Below are 16,079 nucleotides of genomic sequence, written 5' to 3' on the forward strand. Positions count from 1 at the left end.
TCAACGCTGCTGATATCGGTAGCCTAAAAAAGAAGAGAGGGACGCAGTATGTCAGAAGCAAACCACTCGGATACTCAAGCGTCGGCGAGTAAGCCGGACATGAAAACGCTTTTTAAGGACAACCGTGTCAAAGGAATCGCCGGTATTGCCGCCATCGCTGTTATCTGGGCAATTATGGCGCAGTCTAACTCAGGTACTCGGCAAGAGCGCGTCGAGATGTTAGAAGGCCAGCTAGCCAGCGTTGAGCAAGATAATAGCCAGCTCAGCCAGCGGATTGCAGAAGTAGAGCAAGCTGAGACCGACTTGAGTGCAATGCGTGAGGAAATGGCATCGCTGGAAGAGCAGCAAACCCAGGCGCAAAGCGAACTTGAGTCCGCTCAGCGTGATACAAGTGCGGTGCAATCGCGTCTTGAAGAGTTAGAGGCTGAGCGTGATACGCTTCAGCAGGAAATTGATACGTTAAATGAACAGGTAGAAAGCGCTGAAACTGACATGCAGGCGCTAAAAGAAGAGCGTGACCAAGTCATAAGCGCACGTGACGAAGCTGAGTCTGCTCGCCAGCAAGTTGAAGAAGCCCGCCAAAGTGCCGAAGCAGCTCGCCAAGAAGCTGAGTCAGCTCGTCAGCAAGCTGAACAGGAGCGCCAGGAAGCCGTTGAAGAGCTTAGTGCCGCTCAAGAAGAGTTGTCTAGTCTAGAGACACAGATGAGTGAGGCTAACGAACAACTGACCGGTATCGAGGAAGAAATTTCAGCCGTTCAAAGTGAACTGGATAATTTACGAAGCGAGCGTGATTCGCTCACCAGTGAGCGGGATGAATTGCAAAGCGAGGTTGATTCGTTAACTGAGCTGCGTGAAGAAGAGCAGCAGAGCCTCGACCAAGTGCGCACCGAGATGGATGATCTTATGGTCGCGCTGGATATTGGTCGTGAAGAAGTCGCTAATATTGAAAGTGATATTGAATCCCGCGAGGAGCAGCTTGCACGTCTGGAAACTCAGCTTAGTGAGTGGCGCGATGAGCTTTCTTCGTTGGAAAGCCGCTTGCACGTAAACGATGCGGCGAATGACGAAGTGCCTTCTCTGGCTGGCGAGCAGGGTAACAATGCAGCTTCTAATTCAGATAGCTCTGATTCGAATGGTTCTGATTCGGACAGCTCTAATACAAATAGCTCTGAGAAAGCCGAAGCAGACAGCTCATCAGACCAAGAGCAGCAAAACAGTAACTAATCGATACACCTCAGTGCGCTGATTAATAGCGCAATGAAGCGGATGTAGGTAGCACCTGCATCCGCTTTTTGTATGTTGGTTTAGAAATAGGCCACCTAGGAGTATCATTCAAACTACGGAAAGATTGGTCGCAAAAGATAGGAGTGCCATTGATGGACGGTGTAAAACATATAGTAGCAGTGGCATCGGGGAAAGGTGGGGTCGGCAAATCGACCGTTACTGTGAACTTGGCACTAGCGCTTTCTGCTCAGGGCTATCGTGTCGGCGTACTGGATGCCGATATTTACGGCCCTAGCCAAGCGCAAATGTTGGGTGTTAAAGAGGGTGTACGTCCTCAGGCAACAGATGACAATAAGTTCCTGCCGCTAGAGGCGCATGGCCTTCAAGCGATGTCGATGGCCTTTATGGTTAACACCCGTGAGGCGATGGTATGGCGTGGACCTATGGTGGTTGGCGCGTTTCAGCAAATGCTGACGCAAACCCAGTGGGATAATCTTGATTTTCTGCTGATTGATATGCCGCCAGGCACCGGCGATATTCAGTTGACGCTAGCGCAAAAAGTGCCTGTTTCAGGGGCCGTAATTGTAACTACGCCTCAGGATATTGCGCTGTTGGATGCCCGTAAAGGCATAGAGATGTTCCGCAAGGTCAATGTGCCAGTGCTTGGTGTAGTAGAGAACATGAGCCTTTATCATTGTGAAAACTGCGGCCATGAGGCTGCTATTTTTGGTACCGGTGGCGGTGATCGAATCGCAGAAGAGTACGATACGACAGTCCTTGGCCGGCTACCATTAACGCTATCTATTCGTGAGTTAGCCGACTCTGGCCGTCCCAGCGTAATTTCTGAACCCGATAGCTCAGTGAGCCGCACGTTTGCAGATATTGCCAAACAAGTGGCGCAATCAGTCAATGCCAGCCATAGCGGCGGTCCTACTATTTCTTTTAGCGAGTGATGACGTAACAAATGAGTATTAAATCTGATAAGTGGATTCGTCGCATGGCACAAAGCGATGCCATGATTGAACCGTTTGAAGCTGAGCAGGTGCGCTATGTGAATGACCAGCGCGTGATCTCTTACGGCACGTCGAGCTACGGTTACGACGTTCGCTGTGCCGATGAATTTAAAGTGTTTACTAACATACATTCCGCTATTGTCGACCCCAAAGCGTTTGATGACAAAAGCTTCGTCGATATTAAGGGCGATGTGTGTATTATCCCGCCGAATTCCTTCGCATTAGCACGTACGGTTGAGTACTTTCGTATTCCGCGTAGTGTGCTGACGATTTGCCTTGGAAAATCCACCTACGCGCGCTGCGGCATTATTGTCAATGTAACGCCCCTTGAGCCAGAGTGGGAAGGGCATGTGACCCTTGAGTTTTCAAATACTACCAATCTGCCAGCCAAGATTTACGCCCATGAAGGGGTAGCTCAGATGCTGTTCCTGGAGTCTGATGAGGTGTGTGAAACGTCTTATAAAGATCGCGGTGGCAAATATATGGGGCAACGAGGGGTTACGCTGCCTCGTACTTAATATTTGCAGGTTAAATGAAAAACGCCTTACCGCTATTAGCGCGTAAGGCGTTTTTTATGGTCAGACCAGTGACGTTTAAGTGTTTTCGTCTAGTTCTTCATCTAACTCTTCTGCAGCATCTGTGTGGGAGAGCCGCATGCCATGAGGCGGCAGGGGGTGACCATCCATGGTGGCACTTTCAGCGCTATATTGCAGGCGGCCTTGCAAAAACCACTGAACGGCAATTGGAAAGATGAGGTGTTCACGAGCGTGCACCTTTTCCTTAAGCGTATCAACAGTATCTTCACTGGTGACGTTCAACTCCGCTTGCAGTACAACGGGGCCACCATCTAGCTCTTCAGTGACGAAATGCACGCTACAGCCATGCTGTTTGACACCATCTGCTAACGCCCGAGCATGGGTATTTAACCCTTGATAAGCCGGTAGCAATGAGGGGTGAATGTTGAGCATTCTGCCTAAAAAACGCTGCACAAAACGGGGCGTCAAAATGCGCATGAAGCCTGCTAAAACAATTAAATCAGGCTCATGACGTTCGATGACTTTGATCAGCGCTCCGTCGTAAGCATCGCGGCTGTCATATTCGCGATGCGGTAACGCAACGGCTTCAATATCTGCTTCTAAGGCGCGCTTCAAACCATAGGCATCGGGCTCATTGGATATAACAGCGACGATTTCCCCGCCAAGTCGGTCATGGCTTTGGGCGTCAATCAGCGCCTGTAAATTACTGCCACTGCCAGAAATCAACACCACAATACGCCGCGCCGCTGTTGGTTCTGGCGCCACGTCGTTTATGGTGTCGTTGAACGTGCCGCTATTGAAGTCAGTGCTGCTCATGCGCGAAGGTTCTCCAAAACGACGGCTTCCTCCTGGCGCTGAATAATCTGACCAATTTGATAAACGGTCTCGCCTTGAGCTTGCAGGTGCGCCATGGCGTTTTCAGCGTGGGCCTGAGGCACCACGACGACCATGCCGATGCCGCAGTTCAGTACACGGTGCATTTCAGTTTCGCTGACATTGCCTTGGGCTTGTAACCAGTTAAATACTTCTGGGCGCTGCCAAGTAGAAAGATCAACGTGGGCTGCGAGGGTGTCGGGAAGAACACGGGGAATGTTTTCCAGTAAACCGCCACCCGTAATATGAGAAAGCGCGTGAACAGGAATATCAGTGCCGCGCATCATCGACAGCAGTGACTTCACATAGATACGCGTTGGTGCCATCAACGCGTCGCCAAGAGGCTGGCCATCCACGGTATCGTTGAGTGATGTGTTGCTAACTTCTAGGATTTTGCGAATCAGCGAGTAGCCATTGGAGTGCGGGCCGGAAGAAGCGAGTCCAAGCAGTACATCGCCTTCAGCTACCTTGCTACCATCTAAAATGTCGGCCTTTTCAACAATGCCAACGCAGAAGCCTGCCAAGTCGTAGTCACTACCTTCATACATGCCGGGCATTTCGGCGGTTTCGCCGCCTACTAGTGCGCAACCAGCCTGTTCGCAACCAGCACCAATGCCGGTTACAACATCTGCAGCGATATCCACATCCAGCTTACCCGTGGCATAGTAGTCAAGGAATAGCAGCGGTTCAGCACCTGCAACGATTAAATCGTTGACACACATAGCGACAAGATCAATGCCAATGGTGTCATGCTTACCAAGGTTCATGGCAAGCCGCAGCTTAGTGCCGACACCATCCGTGCCGGAAACCAGGACTGGCTGTTTATAACCAGCGGGAATCTCGCACAGTGCGCCAACCCCGCCAAGGCCACCTAGTACTTCAGGGCGTGTCGTGCGTTTGGCAACGTGTTTGATGCGGTCAACCAGCGCGTTGCCGGCATCAATATCGACACCTGCGTCTTTGTAGCTGAGTGAAGGAGTGGCCTGAGAAGTGGAGGTATCGGTCATGACAGATCCTGTGAAGCCTATAGCAGTACGGGTAGTGCTGGCGAATTGGCCAGTGCTGGGGCAATAACGGAACGGATTGTAACACCCAGAGACGTAAGTCGCATCGATGTGCGGCGTTAACCGATGTTCATTACGCTACTTTTGTTACTATTCAGTACGCTAGGGGCGCTAACCATCTTTCCAGGAGGGATATAAAGAGCATGCGACATTCATGGTGGGGCGTTGTGTTTTTGGTGGTGTTGGTGGGCTGCGTCTATTTGTTAGATGCAGTACTGATGCCATTTATCGCTGGTTTAATTTTGGCCTACCTGGCTGATCCGTTGACCAATTATTTTCAGCGATTAGGCATGAAGAGAACCTGGGCGGTTAGCTGTGTCTTCTTAGTTCTGCTGCTGATACTTACTTTAAGCCTGCTTATTTTGATTCCGCTGGTTGTTCAGCAGACAAAACAGCTGGGAGAGGCGTTGCCGAGTGTATTCAACTGGGTTGAGAACATACTGGCGCCGCAAGTGCAGGAGTGGACGGGTTACGACTTAGGCGCAGAGTTAACGAATGTTAGAGAAACATTGATCGAAAACTGGCGTGATGCGGGTAGCTATGCGGCTCAGGCATTAAGTCAAATTGGCCGTTCTGGGATGGCCTTTGTTTCCTGGGTTACCTACGTTGCCCTGATTCCAGTGGTGACGTTCTATTTATTACTTGATTGGGACAGGCTGATTTCTAGTCTTGCTGATTTGGTTCCTCGTCAGTGGACAAACGATGTTTCCCGGTTGGCTCGACGCTGTGATGAGGTTCTGTCAGCTTTCCTACGTGGGCAGCTACTGGTCATGCTGTGTTTGGGTATTATCTATGCGACGGGCCTAACGTTGATGGGATTGAGCTTTGGTTTACTGATTGGTGTTGTGTCCGGGCTTGTCAGTATTGTGCCGTTTCTTGGCTTTATCGTTGGGTTAGTGGTGGCGCTCATCGTTGCGCTTTTCCAATTTGACACGTGGTGGGCTGTGCTGGGTGTGATCGCGGTATTCAGTATCGGTCAAGCGGCAGAAAGTGTCATACTTCAGCCTAAGCTGTTAGGCGATAAGATTGGTTTGCATCCTGTTGCGGTTATCTTTGCGGTACTGGCGGGTGGTCATCTTTTCGGCCTGACGGGGGTACTATTAGCATTGCCTGCAGCAGCGGTCATTATGGTGCTTTTAAGGGAAATTAAAGATCGTTATAAAGGCAGTGCTCTCTATGATGCCGAGCAACGTCCGCTAGAACAGCAACATCACAATGATGGACAGGGTCGTCACGATGAAAGGGAGTCACCATGAGCCGATTACCGGCACAGCTACCGCTTGGGGTAGGGTTGCGAGACGACGCGACATTTAATAATTACTATGCCTCACAAGCAAACGCTTCACTAATAGAGTACTTGAGCCGACAGCTTAAGTCTGATGCTGAGCCGTTCTTATATTTATGGGGCGCGCCGGGGAGTGGTCGTAGTCATCTCTTACAGGCAGCGTGTCATGCAGCCTCTGATGCAGACAAGCGGGCACTTTATCTTCCGCTGGCAGACCTTGGTCATTTTCCACCGCTGATGCTGGAGGACATTGAACGCCTGGATCTGGTCGCCATTGATGATCTTGAATATGTGATAGGGCGTAAGCGTTGGGAAGAGGCGCTGTTTCACGCCTTTAATCGGCTGCGTGATGCAGGCAAAGCCTTAGTGATTGCCGCCAATACGTCTCCACGCCAGTTAGATGTTGCATTGCCTGACTTGGCATCACGATTGACCTGGGGAGTTACGTTTCATCTGCATCCATTGGATGATAACGAACGCCTAGCGGCGCTAAAGCTTCGCGCCAACGTACGAGGAATGCAGCTGCCCGATGACGTAGGGCGCTATATTATGCACCGTGGGCCGCGGGAGTTGGGGGATTTGTGTCGTGCACTCGAGACGCTAGATCAAGCGTCATTATCCGCTAAGCGGAAATTGACCATTCCTTTCGTCAAGTCCGCTCTCAATTGGTAAAGCGCAATTGACAAAAAGCCCCTGCCAGATCACTGGCAGGGGCTTTTTAATGACAGCAAGTCAATAACTGCAACAGATTAAGCAGTTTTGCTCATTTTGCTAGCAGCAGCTTGTGCTTGCTTTACATTATCTTCTGTCAGTTTTTGGCCTTTCTGCAAGAAGTCCTGCTGAAGAGCAACGGCTTTATCCGCATCGCCTTTTACGCGCTCAGCCAGTTCTTTAGCAACTTTCTGCTGGCCTTCCATGTAGCTACGCAGGCCGTTAGCGTCTTTCACGCTCATCAGCTGACGCATTTGGGCGATGCCGGTATCAACGTAAGATTTGTTGGCATCAAGCTGTGCGTTAAGCATTTTTTCAGAGTAATCGATGCTTAGCGTCATGTATGCACGCACAGGTGCCATGAACATGTTGTCGAACTGCTGGGTCATTTCGTTGGTGTTAAATGTTTGCATGGTAAACACTCCTGTTCCATTGCCCACTAATCGGCCCATTGATTGACGGTGCCGTTAGTGTTGGTTGATCAGCAACGGTTTTGTTAAGCACCCACCGCAGCTGATATCTAGTTATCTTGCGTTGCAGCATAACAGGGGGTTTTGTGCAGTGCAACATTTCTGTGGAGTGAATTTAAAGATCGTGTGGATGTAGCTGTGTGAGTCGATGATGCACTCGAATTTACCTAACGCGCCGCTAGGGCTAGGCTTAAGCGTATAGATAACCGTTATCACTAAAATAATCATTGGGAAATGTGATGTTAGTGATGTGAGCGACGTTAGCTAAGTCGTCTTTAAAAAAGGAGTGCAAGGATGGATACACGTATTGAACGGGATAGCATGGGTGAGCTCGATGTGCCTGCAAATGCGCTTTATGGCGCTCAAACCCAACGGGCTATCAACAACTTTCCTGTCTCGCATACACCAATGCCCACGGCATTTATTCATGCTGTCGCGCGGATAAAGCTTGCCGCTGCGCGAAGTAACTGCCAGTTAGGTTTGCTAGATAAGCCCCGTGCAGAGGCGATTGAAAATGCGGCCCAGGCAGTGATTAATGGCCACCATGATGCGCATTTTCCGATCGATGTCTTCCAGACAGGGTCTGGCACGTCGACAAATATGAACGTCAATGAAGTGTTGGCGACGCTTGCGAGTCGTGAAGGGGTTGAAGTATCGCCAAACGACCACGTCAATATGGGGCAGTCGAGTAACGATGTTATTCCTACGGCCATTCCCCTTTCGGCAGCGATAGCCGTTAATGAAACGCTTCGTCCCGCATTGGTGACGCTGCAGGCTACGATTGATCGAAGGGCCAGTGAGTTGGCTCACGTGGTCAAAACAGGTCGCACCCACCTGATGGATGCCATGCCACTGCGCATGGATCAAGAACTAGGAGCGTGGTCAAGCCAGGTGGGGCAGGCCATCGAGCGTTTTGACAGCGCTATGACCCGACTGTGCCGATTAGCGCAAGGCGGCACGGCGGTGGGCACTGGTATTAACGCGCCCGACGGTTTTGCCGAGCTAATGGCTAGCGACTTAAGTCAGCAAACCGGACTCCTTTTTGTGCCTAATGATAGCTTTTTTGCCAGTTTGGCATCCCAGGATGCTGCCGTAGAGTTATCGGGTCAGTTGAAGGGACTTGCATGTGTCGTCATGAAAATCGCTAACGATTTGCGTTGGATGAACTCAGGGCCGCTGGCAGGGTTGGGCGAGATTGAGCTTGAGGCACTACAGCCAGGTAGTTCCATTATGCCGGGTAAGGTAAATCCAGTGATTCCTGAGTCGGCCGCCCAAGCGGCCGCGCCAGTCATCGGCCTGGATGCTGCGGTGACGGTGGCTGGGCAGAGTGGTAACTTCCAGCTCAACGTGATGCTGCCGTTGGTGGCTTCGAATCTTCTCACGTCTATTACATTGATGAGTAACACAACCACCTTGCTGGGTGAGCGCGCTATCGCCACCTTTAAAGTACGAGACGATAATTTACAGGGACCGCTTGCTCGCAACCCTATCTTAGTGACTGCCCTTAATGGTGTGATTGGCTATAACGCTGCTGCCGCAGTGGCTAAAAAAGCCTATCAAGCTGGGCGACCAATTATCGACGTCGCGGAAGAAGAAACCGATCTGGATCGCGCAACGCTTGAACGCTTACTAGATCCCACTGTACTCACGAAAGGAGGCATACCGGAGTAGCCTCTTTAGGTTTCTTGCTTTTCCGTTTTGCCTTTTTGAATGGTTTCGTTCGCTTCTTGCCGCTCTTCTGTACTGGCATCGGGTGTTTCGTGTTCATCTTGGCGTGAGGGCCGATAGCAGAAAGTTGCCAATATAGGAAAGTGGTCAGATCCGAACGCCCCAAGGCGCTGCATGTTTACGAGGGTGAAATGCTCGCTTACAAACGCGTGGTCGAGAGGCCAGCGTAGCAGGGGGTAGTTGGCATGGAAGGTACTGAACATGCCGCGTCCGCGACGTGGGTCGAGCATCCCCCCTATGCGACAAAAACGTCGTGTTGTGCGTGACCAAGCGACATCATTCAGATCTCCGGCAACGAGAGTGGCCTTGGGGTTTCGGTGAATTTCTTTTCCAATCCATAACAGTTCTGCGTCACGCCATAGAGATTTTTCGCTTTCACTGGGTGCAGGCGGTCTTGGATGGACGGCAAATAAGCGAATGTGCTGACCGCTTTTAAGTTCTACCTGGGTGTGAATCGAAGGTATATCGTCCTGGATAAGCCACTTAACCTCAGTGTTTTTCAGCGCTAGGCGAGAATAAAGGTGCATGCCATAAAGGTTATCTAGTGGGATCTTAACGCTATGTGGCCACTGTTCGTCTAAAGCTGGGTCAAGCTGATCTTGCCACCATTGATCGGATTCTAGCGTGAGAATCATATCGGGCTGGTGATGCGTTATCATCTCCAGTAATTCTTTTGACTGACGGTTTGGTGTCAATACGTTGGCGATTAACAGCGTAATCATCTGGTCTTCAGGCGCGTTATGTGCGTTTTTTACCTGCACAGGCCAGAGCCTTGTCCATGGCAAGATGTAGCGTAATTGAAGCGCTAGCGTGGCGAATGAAACAAGTATCGCGGTAACGCGCCACTGCCCTGGGTCTAATAGCCACAGGCTTGCTAAGCCACACGCTAAAGCCAAGACGGCAACTTGCAGTCGGGGAAATTCAAAACTTCGCACCCACCACCAGCGCATAGGTACGCGGGCAATCAGTGTGGCGAGTAACAGTGAGATGGCGATGCATCCTAGCAAAGGCCCAAGCAAGGTTTACCTCCTGGTCTAACCGTAGATAGTTGTTAGTCTGTGATTAGCTTAGCGGCAAGGGGAGATAAGTGTCGATCTCACTTTGCAATTGAGGTGAGTTAGTTCATTTGCTCTATTTCAAAGAGCTAAAAACTACTTGCAATTCAGCTATAAAGCCGTAGAATACGCATCCGTTGCACAGCAGGACCATAGCTCAGTTGGTTAGAGCGCCACGTTGACATCGTGGAGGTCGGCGGTTCAAATCCGCCTGGTCCTACCATCTCGCTCGTGTGCAGCTAGTTACCTTTGTGTCAATATTTAGGACCATAGCTCAGTTGGTTAGAGCGCCACGTTGACATCGTGGAGGTCGGCGGTTCAAATCCGCCTGGTCCTACCAAATATCTGAAAAGCCCCATGCTAAGCATGGGGCTTTTTCTGTTACTGGTCGAGAAAGCGCGGTAGGTCTGTTTGGCGAATGAATGTTGCGACGAGTGCCTCAATGCCAGCCTGATCTTCTTGGCTAAAGCGTGCATGCTGCGGGCTATCTAAGTCGAGCACTCCCCAGAGGTGGCCGTTGATCACCACGGGGGCAACGAGCTCTGAGCGAGAGTCAGCATCGCAGGCGATATGGTCAGCAATAGTGTGAACGTCATCAACCCGTTGGGTAGCTTGTTGGCGAGCCGCAGCACCGCAAACGCCTTTACTAAAGGGGATTGGGTGGCAGGCAGGTTTGCCCTGAAAAGGACCAAGGCAAAGCTGGTTGGGTTGGCGCTGCAAATAGAACCCCACCCAGTTTACGTCGCTCAGTGCTTGCTGAATAAAGGCGCAGGTTTGTGCGCTGTTAGTTAGCCAGTCACGGGTGTCTAGCAGGGCTTCAAGCTGCCGGTTAAGCAGCGCATAATCAACGCTATGCATACGAATTCCTCATGGAGTTAAACACATCAGGCCAGCCCTAAGGCTGGCCTGATTACATCGATAGAGAAAACCGTACTGTTTATTCGATCCAGCCGGGCACAGCTGCGCCCTTAAACAATTCTTCCGCTTTTTCGATAACTTCATCGCGCTGGTAAGCGTCAACAAGTTGACGGATTTCTTCGCGCTCTTCATCGCCACCACGTACCGCAATCAAGTTGACGTAGGGAGATTCAGGACCTTCCTTGATTAGCGCGTCATTCAGGCTCAAGCCAGCCGGCTGGGCGAATGTATTGTTAATGAACGCCATATCCACGTCTGGTAGCACGCGGGGTAGCTGTGCTGCTTCAATTTCCCGGAAGCGGAAGTTGCGCGGATTTTCAGCGATGTCGATGGGGGTGGCTTCCAGGTTGCTCGGATCATTAAGTGTGATCAGGCCCTGGTTGTGCATCAGGATGAGTGCACGTCCTTCATTAGACGGGTCGTTAGGCAGCGCGATTTGAGCGCCATCGGGTAGCTCTTCGATGCTGTCGTATTTCTCAGAGTATGCGCCGATCGGGTAAACAAAGGTGTAGCCCGCGATGGCAAGATCGTATCCACGGTCATTGACCATAGCCTGTAGGTAGGGCTCGTGCTGGTAAGCGTTAGCGTCTAAGCTGCCATCGGCGAGGGCGGCGTTCGGCGTGACGTAGTCGGTGAACTCAATGATCTCGACGTTTAGATCGTACTCTTCTTTGGCAATTCGAGCTGCCACTTCCATGACTTCGGTTTCCGGACCCGCCACAGTGCCCATTTTGATGGTGCGTGTTTCTGCGTTGGCAACGTTAACCGCGAGTGCTAAGGCAGTCAGGCTGCCGATAAGTAGTTTTTGCATGGTGTCACTCCTGTGGCACAGTAGATGTTGGATGTGATTATACGGCAATAAGAAACAGAATTCTAATGCGTTTTAGTTATATTCAGCTATGCCGATAAAAGGCGCAGACTATCATTACTTGCGGTCGCTTTTACGCACCAAGTAGTCGCCCAGGCTTTGGAAACCTTGAACCATCACTACCAGAATAACCACCGTAATCAACATAATGGTGGGGTTGAAGCGGTTATAACCATAGCGAATTCCCAAATCACCAAGACCACCGCCACCTACGGCCCCTGCCATGGCGGAGTAGCTTACTAGTGTCACTAGCGTAATCGTCAGCCCTGTGATGATGCCGCCCCTTGCTTCAGGGATCAGTACCTTGGTAATGACTTGCCAGGGGGTTGCACCCATTGATTGGGCGGATTCAATCAGCCCAGGGGATATCTCGTTAAGCGCGCCTTCAATCAGGCGAGCCACAAATGGAATAGCGGCAATAGTTAACGGCACCGAGGCTGCATTAATGCCAATAGAGGTGCCTACCAGCATGCGCGTGAACGGAATGATCGCCACCATCAAAATGATAAACGGGATTGAGCGGCCAATATTGGTAACAATGCCGAGCACTTGGTTAAGTGCCGGCATCGCTAGAATCTGGCGGGGGCGAGTCACGTAAAGCATTACGCCAAGTGGCAGGCCAAGTAGGGTGGCGATCACACCTGAAACAGCCACCATATAAAGCGTATCCAGCGTGGCTTGTAAAATAAGATCAAACATTGCGCTGGACATGACCAAGTACCTCTACCTGTAGTTGATGTGCTTCTAGATAAGCCATTGCTTCCTGAGTTTGTGCGGGGCTGCCGAGCAGCTCAGCAATCATTAGCCCTAGCGTGCGGTCTTGAATGGATTCGACCTTTGCTTGGAGTATGCTGACGTCAACGCTGCACTCCCGCGCTAAGCGTGAAATAAGGGGGGTCGAAACGGCGTCGCCAGAGAAGGTTAATCGAACAACGGGGTGAGTGTGCTCGCTGGGCGTGTCGCTCAAACGCTCGATCAGCTCTTTAGGTGGGCTTAGCTGTAAAAAGTCATTCAGAAATTCCCTGCCCAGCTGCGTGCTAGGCGCAGTAAAAAAATCACCGACCTCAGCGTCTTCAACAAGCTCGCCATCGGAAATGAGGCTTACGCGGTGGCAAATAGATTTCACCACCTCCATTTCGTGAGTGATCAACAAGATGGTGATACCAAGCTGCTGATTAATTTCTCTCAACAGCTCAAGGATGGAGCTGGTGGTCTGGGGGTCTAGTGCTGAAGTGGCTTCATCGCACAACAATACGTTAGGTTTGCTGGCTAGTGCGCGGGCGATGGCGACACGCTGCTTTTGACCGCCAGAAAGCTGGGCTGGGTATTGTTTGGCTTTATCAGACAAGCCGACCAGCTCTAGCAGCGGTAATACGCGATTCTTTATAGCGCTGCGACTTTCGCCCATTAGCTCAAGGGGGAGTGCCACATTATCAAATACTGTGCGTGTGGTTAGCAGATTGAAATGCTGGAAAATCATTCCAATACGGTGCCGGGCGCGGTTTAATTCGCCGCGACTAAGACGGGTCATTTCCTGGCCATCGACTGATACGCTGCCAGTGCTTGGTCGTTCAAGCAGGTTGACGCAACGGATAAGGGTCGATTTGCCTGCGCCCGAAAGGCCAATAACGCCGTGAATAGTGCCTTTCGGAATCGTTAAATTAACGTCTTTTAGGGCATGAACGGCACTATTGCCGGTGCCATAGGTTTTACTAACGTTGCTAATTTCAATCATAGCGTCTGCCTTAATGGTAGGGCGAAGACGGAGTGCGAGGGGGCAAGCGTAGGGCGGGAAATAAAAAAAGGCCACCCTTGCGGGTGGCCATCAACGCTGGACACACCCTTTTAGCTGCACTTCACCAGGCCATTGGCTTGGTGGACGCCCGCAATCTGGGTACAAATCGGCGTCATTACATTTGCGGCGAAAGTCTAAAGAGTGGTGGGTGCCTTGTCAATTAGAACCGTTCTATTTGATGTTTTTATGCAATCATTTAGGGTTATTTCCTGATTCAATGATCTCTGTTAGTGATTAATTCTAATGAGTGTCGATTCAACTGCTTGTTATCAGAAAAAAAACCGTTTCAACGTTTGTATCAAGACTTCTGGCTGCACAAGGTCTGGGCATTAGTAGTAAGCTTGCACAAAATTTTAGAACCTATTTTATCTTTAATGCGTGGAGAAAGAGGACGTAGCAATATGTTTACAGGCATCGTGCAAGGCGTGGCTGAAGTCGTCGCTGTTAAAGAACTAGAAGAGTTTCGCACCCACGTAGTCGCATTGCCGGAAGCGTTGCGCGAAGGGCTCACCATTGGCGCGTCGGTAGCCCATAACGGTGTTTGCCTAACGGTAACCGCGATAGAAGATGGGAATGTCAGTTTTGATCTAATGCGTGAAACGTTGCGTTTGACAAATCTTGGTGCAATTGCACCAGGTCAGTGCGTCAACATAGAGCGCGCGGCGCGTTTTGGTGATGAAATTGGTGGGCACTCCATGTCTGGCCACATTATTTGTATGGCCAATGTGGTGGCGATAGAAGAGGCACCTAACAATCGTCGGCTTTGGTTTTCACTGCCTGAGAAAGTCGCTAAGTTTGTATTCGAGAAGGGATACATTGGTGTTGATGGTATTAGCTTGACGGTAGGTGACGTAAGACCCGCGGGCGATGGTGCTGGGGTTGAGTTCAGTGTCAATCTGATACCGGAGACGTTGGCGCGCACGGTTTTAAAAGATCGGTTGCTAGGCGACAGAGTCAATATCGAGATTGATCCACAAACTCAGGTGATTGTTGAAACAGTTGAACGCGTGTTAGCGAGTCGTCTTTAATCGTGTTTTTTGTCTTACCGTTGACCGATCGGTTAGCTCATGGCCTGAAGTTTGCTATTCATAATAGATAGGTGGGTGACTTCCCACCAACGCTAGCGGCACACGGGGCACTCGCAACGCGTAGAGCCTTTAGGTAGTATGTGCGGCTTTTCTCGCATCAAGGGACGCATTCAGCGTAAGCGCGAAGGATAAAAACGACATGAAACTTCTGGACAATTACTTCAAGCTCACCGAGCAGAAGACCAATGTAAAGACCGAGGTGATCGCGGGATTCACCACCTTCCTTACAATGGCTTATATCATTTTCGTCAACCCGAGCATTCTCTCGGAAGCGGGGATGGATTACGGCGCGGTATTTGTTGCTACCTGTGTCGCGGCTGCCATCGGCTGTTTTGTCATGGGGCTTTGGGCAAACTATCCGATCGCGCAAGCACCTGGTATGGGGCTGAATGCCTTCTTTACCTATGGTGTTGTACTGGGAATGGGCTATACCTGGGAAGCGGCATTAGGGGCTGTATTCTTCTCGGGCTTTGCGTTTTTTCTGCTAAGTATTTTTAAAATCCGCGAATGGATCATCAATTCTATTCCACTTTCATTGCGTTTGGGCATTGCCGCGGGTATTGGCTTGTTCCTTGCGATGATTGCACTTAAAAATGCCGGTATTGTAGTGGCCAATCCAGCCACTTATGTGGCGCTGGGTGATCTGTCTGAACCCCCTGCGCTGTATGCGCTGCTGGGCTTTTTCGTTATTACAGCACTTTCTTACCTACGCGTAACCGGTGCGGTAATGATCGGCATTTTGGGTGTCACGGTCCTGGCGATGCTGTTCGGTCATAATCAGTATGGCGGTATTATGTCGATGCCGCCTTCGATTGCTCCCACCTTCATGGCAATGGATCTGATGGGTGCGCTGGATGTAGCGATGCTAAGTGTTATTTTTGCCTTCTTGTTTGTAGATCTGTTTGATACCTCAGGCACGTTGGTAGGTGTGGCGCATCGTGGCAAACTGCTGGATGAAAATGGCAAACTGCCGCGTATTGGCCGCGCCATGATGGCAGATAGCCCCGCCTCTATGGCAGGGGCTGCATTGGGTACCTCGACAACGACTAGCTATATCGAATCAACCGCAGGTATCGCTTCCGGTGGTCGTACCGGTTTGACGGCTGTTGTGGTCGGTTTGCTGTTTTTGATTAGTCTTTTCTTTGCGCCGTTAGCAGGGTCCATTCCTGCTTACGCGACGGCAGGGGCGCTGCTTTACGTGGCCGTTTTGATGGCGGGCAGCTTAGCCCACGCAAATTGGGAAGACCCTACCGACGCTGCGCCTGTACTGATCGCAGCACTGGCTATGCCGCTGACTTTCTCAATTGCTGAGGGGATTGCGCTTGGCTTTATTAGCTATGTGGCAATCAAGGCGCTCTCGGGGAGGTTCAGCGATTTGAACCCTGCCGTCATAACGCTGGCACTGCTATTTGCAGCAAAGTTTCTTTTCCTGGGTTAATTACCCGCTTTAT

General features: G+C 50.8%; 16 protein-coding genes and 2 tRNA genes. 10 read left to right on the forward strand and 8 right to left on the reverse strand.

Features of this window, described 5'->3' with window-relative positions:
• Window positions 1–48: 48 nt before the first annotated feature.
• The 3 genes from REH51_RS17310 (at window position 49) to dcd (ending at window position 2,755) form a co-directional block, all read left to right on the forward strand.
• Window positions 49–1,224: a coiled-coil domain-containing protein gene (locus REH51_RS17310; RefSeq protein WP_498936443.1), complete on the forward strand. Its 1,176-nt coding sequence runs from the start codon at window positions 49–51 to the stop codon at window positions 1,222–1,224.
• Between the two features lie 152 nt (window positions 1,225–1,376).
• Complete coding sequence (apbC, locus tag REH51_RS17315) at window positions 1,377–2,177, forward strand: iron-sulfur cluster carrier protein ApbC (protein ID WP_009723444.1); 801 nt, start codon at window positions 1,377–1,379, stop codon at window positions 2,175–2,177.
• Window positions 2,178–2,188: 11 nt separating this feature from the next.
• A complete protein-coding gene (gene dcd / locus REH51_RS17320) occupies window positions 2,189–2,755 on the forward strand; it encodes a dCTP deaminase (protein ID WP_009723443.1) in 567 nt (188 codons plus the stop codon).
• A gap of 75 nt (window positions 2,756–2,830) precedes the next feature.
• Here dcd and purN read toward each other — a convergent pair whose 3' ends face one another.
• Together purN and purM are read right to left on the reverse strand one after the other, a co-directional pair.
• A complete protein-coding gene (gene purN, locus REH51_RS17325; protein WP_009723442.1) occupies window positions 2,831–3,589 on the reverse strand; it encodes a phosphoribosylglycinamide formyltransferase in 759 nt (252 codons plus the stop codon).
• On the reverse strand, window positions 3,586–4,653 hold the full coding sequence (gene purM / locus REH51_RS17330; protein WP_498936445.1) for a phosphoribosylformylglycinamidine cyclo-ligase: 1,068 nt from the start codon (window positions 4,651–4,653) through the stop codon (window positions 3,586–3,588). The genes purN and purM overlap by 4 nt, the downstream gene beginning before the upstream one ends.
• A gap of 200 nt (window positions 4,654–4,853) precedes the next feature.
• Between purM and REH51_RS17335 the strand changes: the two genes are divergently transcribed.
• Together REH51_RS17335 and hda are read left to right on the forward strand one after the other, a co-directional pair.
• Window positions 4,854–5,966: an AI-2E family transporter gene (locus REH51_RS17335; protein ID WP_009723440.1), complete on the forward strand. Its 1,113-nt coding sequence runs from the start codon at window positions 4,854–4,856 to the stop codon at window positions 5,964–5,966.
• Window positions 5,963–6,667, forward strand: coding sequence for a DnaA regulatory inactivator Hda (gene hda, locus REH51_RS17340; protein ID WP_009723439.1), 705 nt, complete (start codon window positions 5,963–5,965; stop codon window positions 6,665–6,667). Before REH51_RS17335 ends, hda begins: the two co-directional genes overlap by 4 nt.
• Window positions 6,668–6,744: 77 nt before the next feature.
• On the opposite strand, the gene REH51_RS17345 is transcribed toward hda, so the two are convergent.
• A complete protein-coding gene (locus REH51_RS17345) occupies window positions 6,745–7,119 on the reverse strand; it encodes a phasin family protein (RefSeq protein WP_009723438.1) in 375 nt (124 codons plus the stop codon).
• 351 nt (window positions 7,120–7,470) lie between these two features.
• On the opposite strand from REH51_RS17345, the gene REH51_RS17350 reads away from it, so the two are divergent.
• On the forward strand, window positions 7,471–8,847 hold the full coding sequence (locus tag REH51_RS17350) for a class II fumarate hydratase (protein WP_498936447.1): 1,377 nt from the start codon (window positions 7,471–7,473) through the stop codon (window positions 8,845–8,847).
• A gap of 5 nt (window positions 8,848–8,852) precedes the next feature.
• Here REH51_RS17350 and REH51_RS17355 read toward each other — a convergent pair whose 3' ends face one another.
• Window positions 8,853–9,923: an endonuclease/exonuclease/phosphatase family protein gene (locus tag REH51_RS17355; RefSeq protein WP_009723436.1), complete on the reverse strand. Its 1,071-nt coding sequence runs from the start codon at window positions 9,921–9,923 to the stop codon at window positions 8,853–8,855.
• Between the two features lie 182 nt (window positions 9,924–10,105).
• Here REH51_RS17355 and REH51_RS17360 point away from each other — a divergent pair.
• A tRNA-Val gene (locus tag REH51_RS17360) sits at window positions 10,106–10,182 on the forward strand.
• 40 nt (window positions 10,183–10,222) lie between these two features.
• Window positions 10,223–10,299 (forward strand) — tRNA-Val (locus REH51_RS17365).
• 41 nt (window positions 10,300–10,340) lie between these two features.
• On the opposite strand, the gene REH51_RS17370 is transcribed toward REH51_RS17365, so the two are convergent.
• From REH51_RS17370 to REH51_RS17385, 4 genes are all read right to left on the reverse strand, one after another.
• Window positions 10,341–10,817: a free L-methionine (R)-S-oxide reductase MsrC gene (locus REH51_RS17370; protein ID WP_009723435.1), complete on the reverse strand. Its 477-nt coding sequence runs from the start codon at window positions 10,815–10,817 to the stop codon at window positions 10,341–10,343.
• Window positions 10,818–10,896: 79 nt separating this feature from the next.
• Window positions 10,897–11,688 carry a MetQ/NlpA family ABC transporter substrate-binding protein gene (locus tag REH51_RS17375; RefSeq protein WP_009723434.1) on the reverse strand — a complete coding sequence of 264 codons (792 nt, stop codon included), beginning with the start codon at window positions 11,686–11,688 and terminating at the stop codon, window positions 10,897–10,899.
• A gap of 114 nt (window positions 11,689–11,802) precedes the next feature.
• On the reverse strand, window positions 11,803–12,456 hold the full coding sequence (locus REH51_RS17380; protein WP_009723433.1) for a methionine ABC transporter permease: 654 nt from the start codon (window positions 12,454–12,456) through the stop codon (window positions 11,803–11,805).
• The gene (locus REH51_RS17385) at window positions 12,437–13,480 is read right to left on the reverse strand and encodes a methionine ABC transporter ATP-binding protein (RefSeq protein WP_009723432.1); all 1,044 of its coding nucleotides are present in this window, start codon (window positions 13,478–13,480) and stop codon (window positions 12,437–12,439) included. The genes REH51_RS17380 and REH51_RS17385 overlap by 20 nt, the downstream gene beginning before the upstream one ends.
• 461 nt (window positions 13,481–13,941) lie before the next feature.
• Between REH51_RS17385 and REH51_RS17390 the strand changes: the two genes are divergently transcribed.
• Together REH51_RS17390 and REH51_RS17395 are read left to right on the forward strand one after the other, a co-directional pair.
• Window positions 13,942–14,568, forward strand: coding sequence for a riboflavin synthase (locus REH51_RS17390; RefSeq protein WP_039869192.1), 627 nt, complete (start codon window positions 13,942–13,944; stop codon window positions 14,566–14,568).
• Window positions 14,569–14,767: 199 nt separating this feature from the next.
• Window positions 14,768–16,066 (forward strand): NCS2 family permease, encoded by a 1,299-nt coding sequence (locus tag REH51_RS17395; protein ID WP_498936449.1) that lies wholly within the window; start codon window positions 14,768–14,770, stop codon window positions 16,064–16,066.
• Window positions 16,067–16,079 lie beyond the last annotated feature (13 nt).

Source organism: Halomonas bluephagenesis (assembly GCF_054790765.1).

Coding starts and splice junctions, on each gene's coding strand:
- REH51_RS17395 (WP_498936449.1), top strand. CDS start 14,768: ATGAAACTTCTGGACAATTACTTCAAGCTCACCGAGCAGAAGACCAAT.
- purM (WP_498936445.1), bottom strand. CDS start 4,653: ATGACCGATACCTCCACTTCTCAGGCCACTCCTTCACTCAGCTACAAA.
- dcd (WP_009723443.1), top strand. CDS start 2,189: ATGAGTATTAAATCTGATAAGTGGATTCGTCGCATGGCACAAAGCGAT.
- REH51_RS17390 (WP_039869192.1), top strand. CDS start 13,942: ATGTTTACAGGCATCGTGCAAGGCGTGGCTGAAGTCGTCGCTGTTAAA.
- purN (WP_009723442.1), bottom strand. CDS start 3,589: ATGAGCAGCACTGACTTCAATAGCGGCACGTTCAACGACACCATAAAC.
- hda (WP_009723439.1), top strand. CDS start 5,963: ATGAGCCGATTACCGGCACAGCTACCGCTTGGGGTAGGGTTGCGAGAC.
- REH51_RS17345 (WP_009723438.1), bottom strand. CDS start 7,119: ATGCAAACATTTAACACCAACGAAATGACCCAGCAGTTCGACAACATG.
- REH51_RS17385 (WP_009723432.1), bottom strand. CDS start 13,480: ATGATTGAAATTAGCAACGTTAGTAAAACCTATGGCACCGGCAATAGT.
- REH51_RS17380 (WP_009723433.1), bottom strand. CDS start 12,456: ATGTCCAGCGCAATGTTTGATCTTATTTTACAAGCCACGCTGGATACG.
- apbC (WP_009723444.1), top strand. CDS start 1,377: ATGGACGGTGTAAAACATATAGTAGCAGTGGCATCGGGGAAAGGTGGG.
- REH51_RS17335 (WP_009723440.1), top strand. CDS start 4,854: ATGCGACATTCATGGTGGGGCGTTGTGTTTTTGGTGGTGTTGGTGGGC.
- REH51_RS17370 (WP_009723435.1), bottom strand. CDS start 10,817: ATGCATAGCGTTGATTATGCGCTGCTTAACCGGCAGCTTGAAGCCCTG.
- REH51_RS17375 (WP_009723434.1), bottom strand. CDS start 11,688: ATGCAAAAACTACTTATCGGCAGCCTGACTGCCTTAGCACTCGCGGTT.
- REH51_RS17310 (WP_498936443.1), top strand. CDS start 49: ATGTCAGAAGCAAACCACTCGGATACTCAAGCGTCGGCGAGTAAGCCG.
- REH51_RS17350 (WP_498936447.1), top strand. CDS start 7,471: ATGGATACACGTATTGAACGGGATAGCATGGGTGAGCTCGATGTGCCT.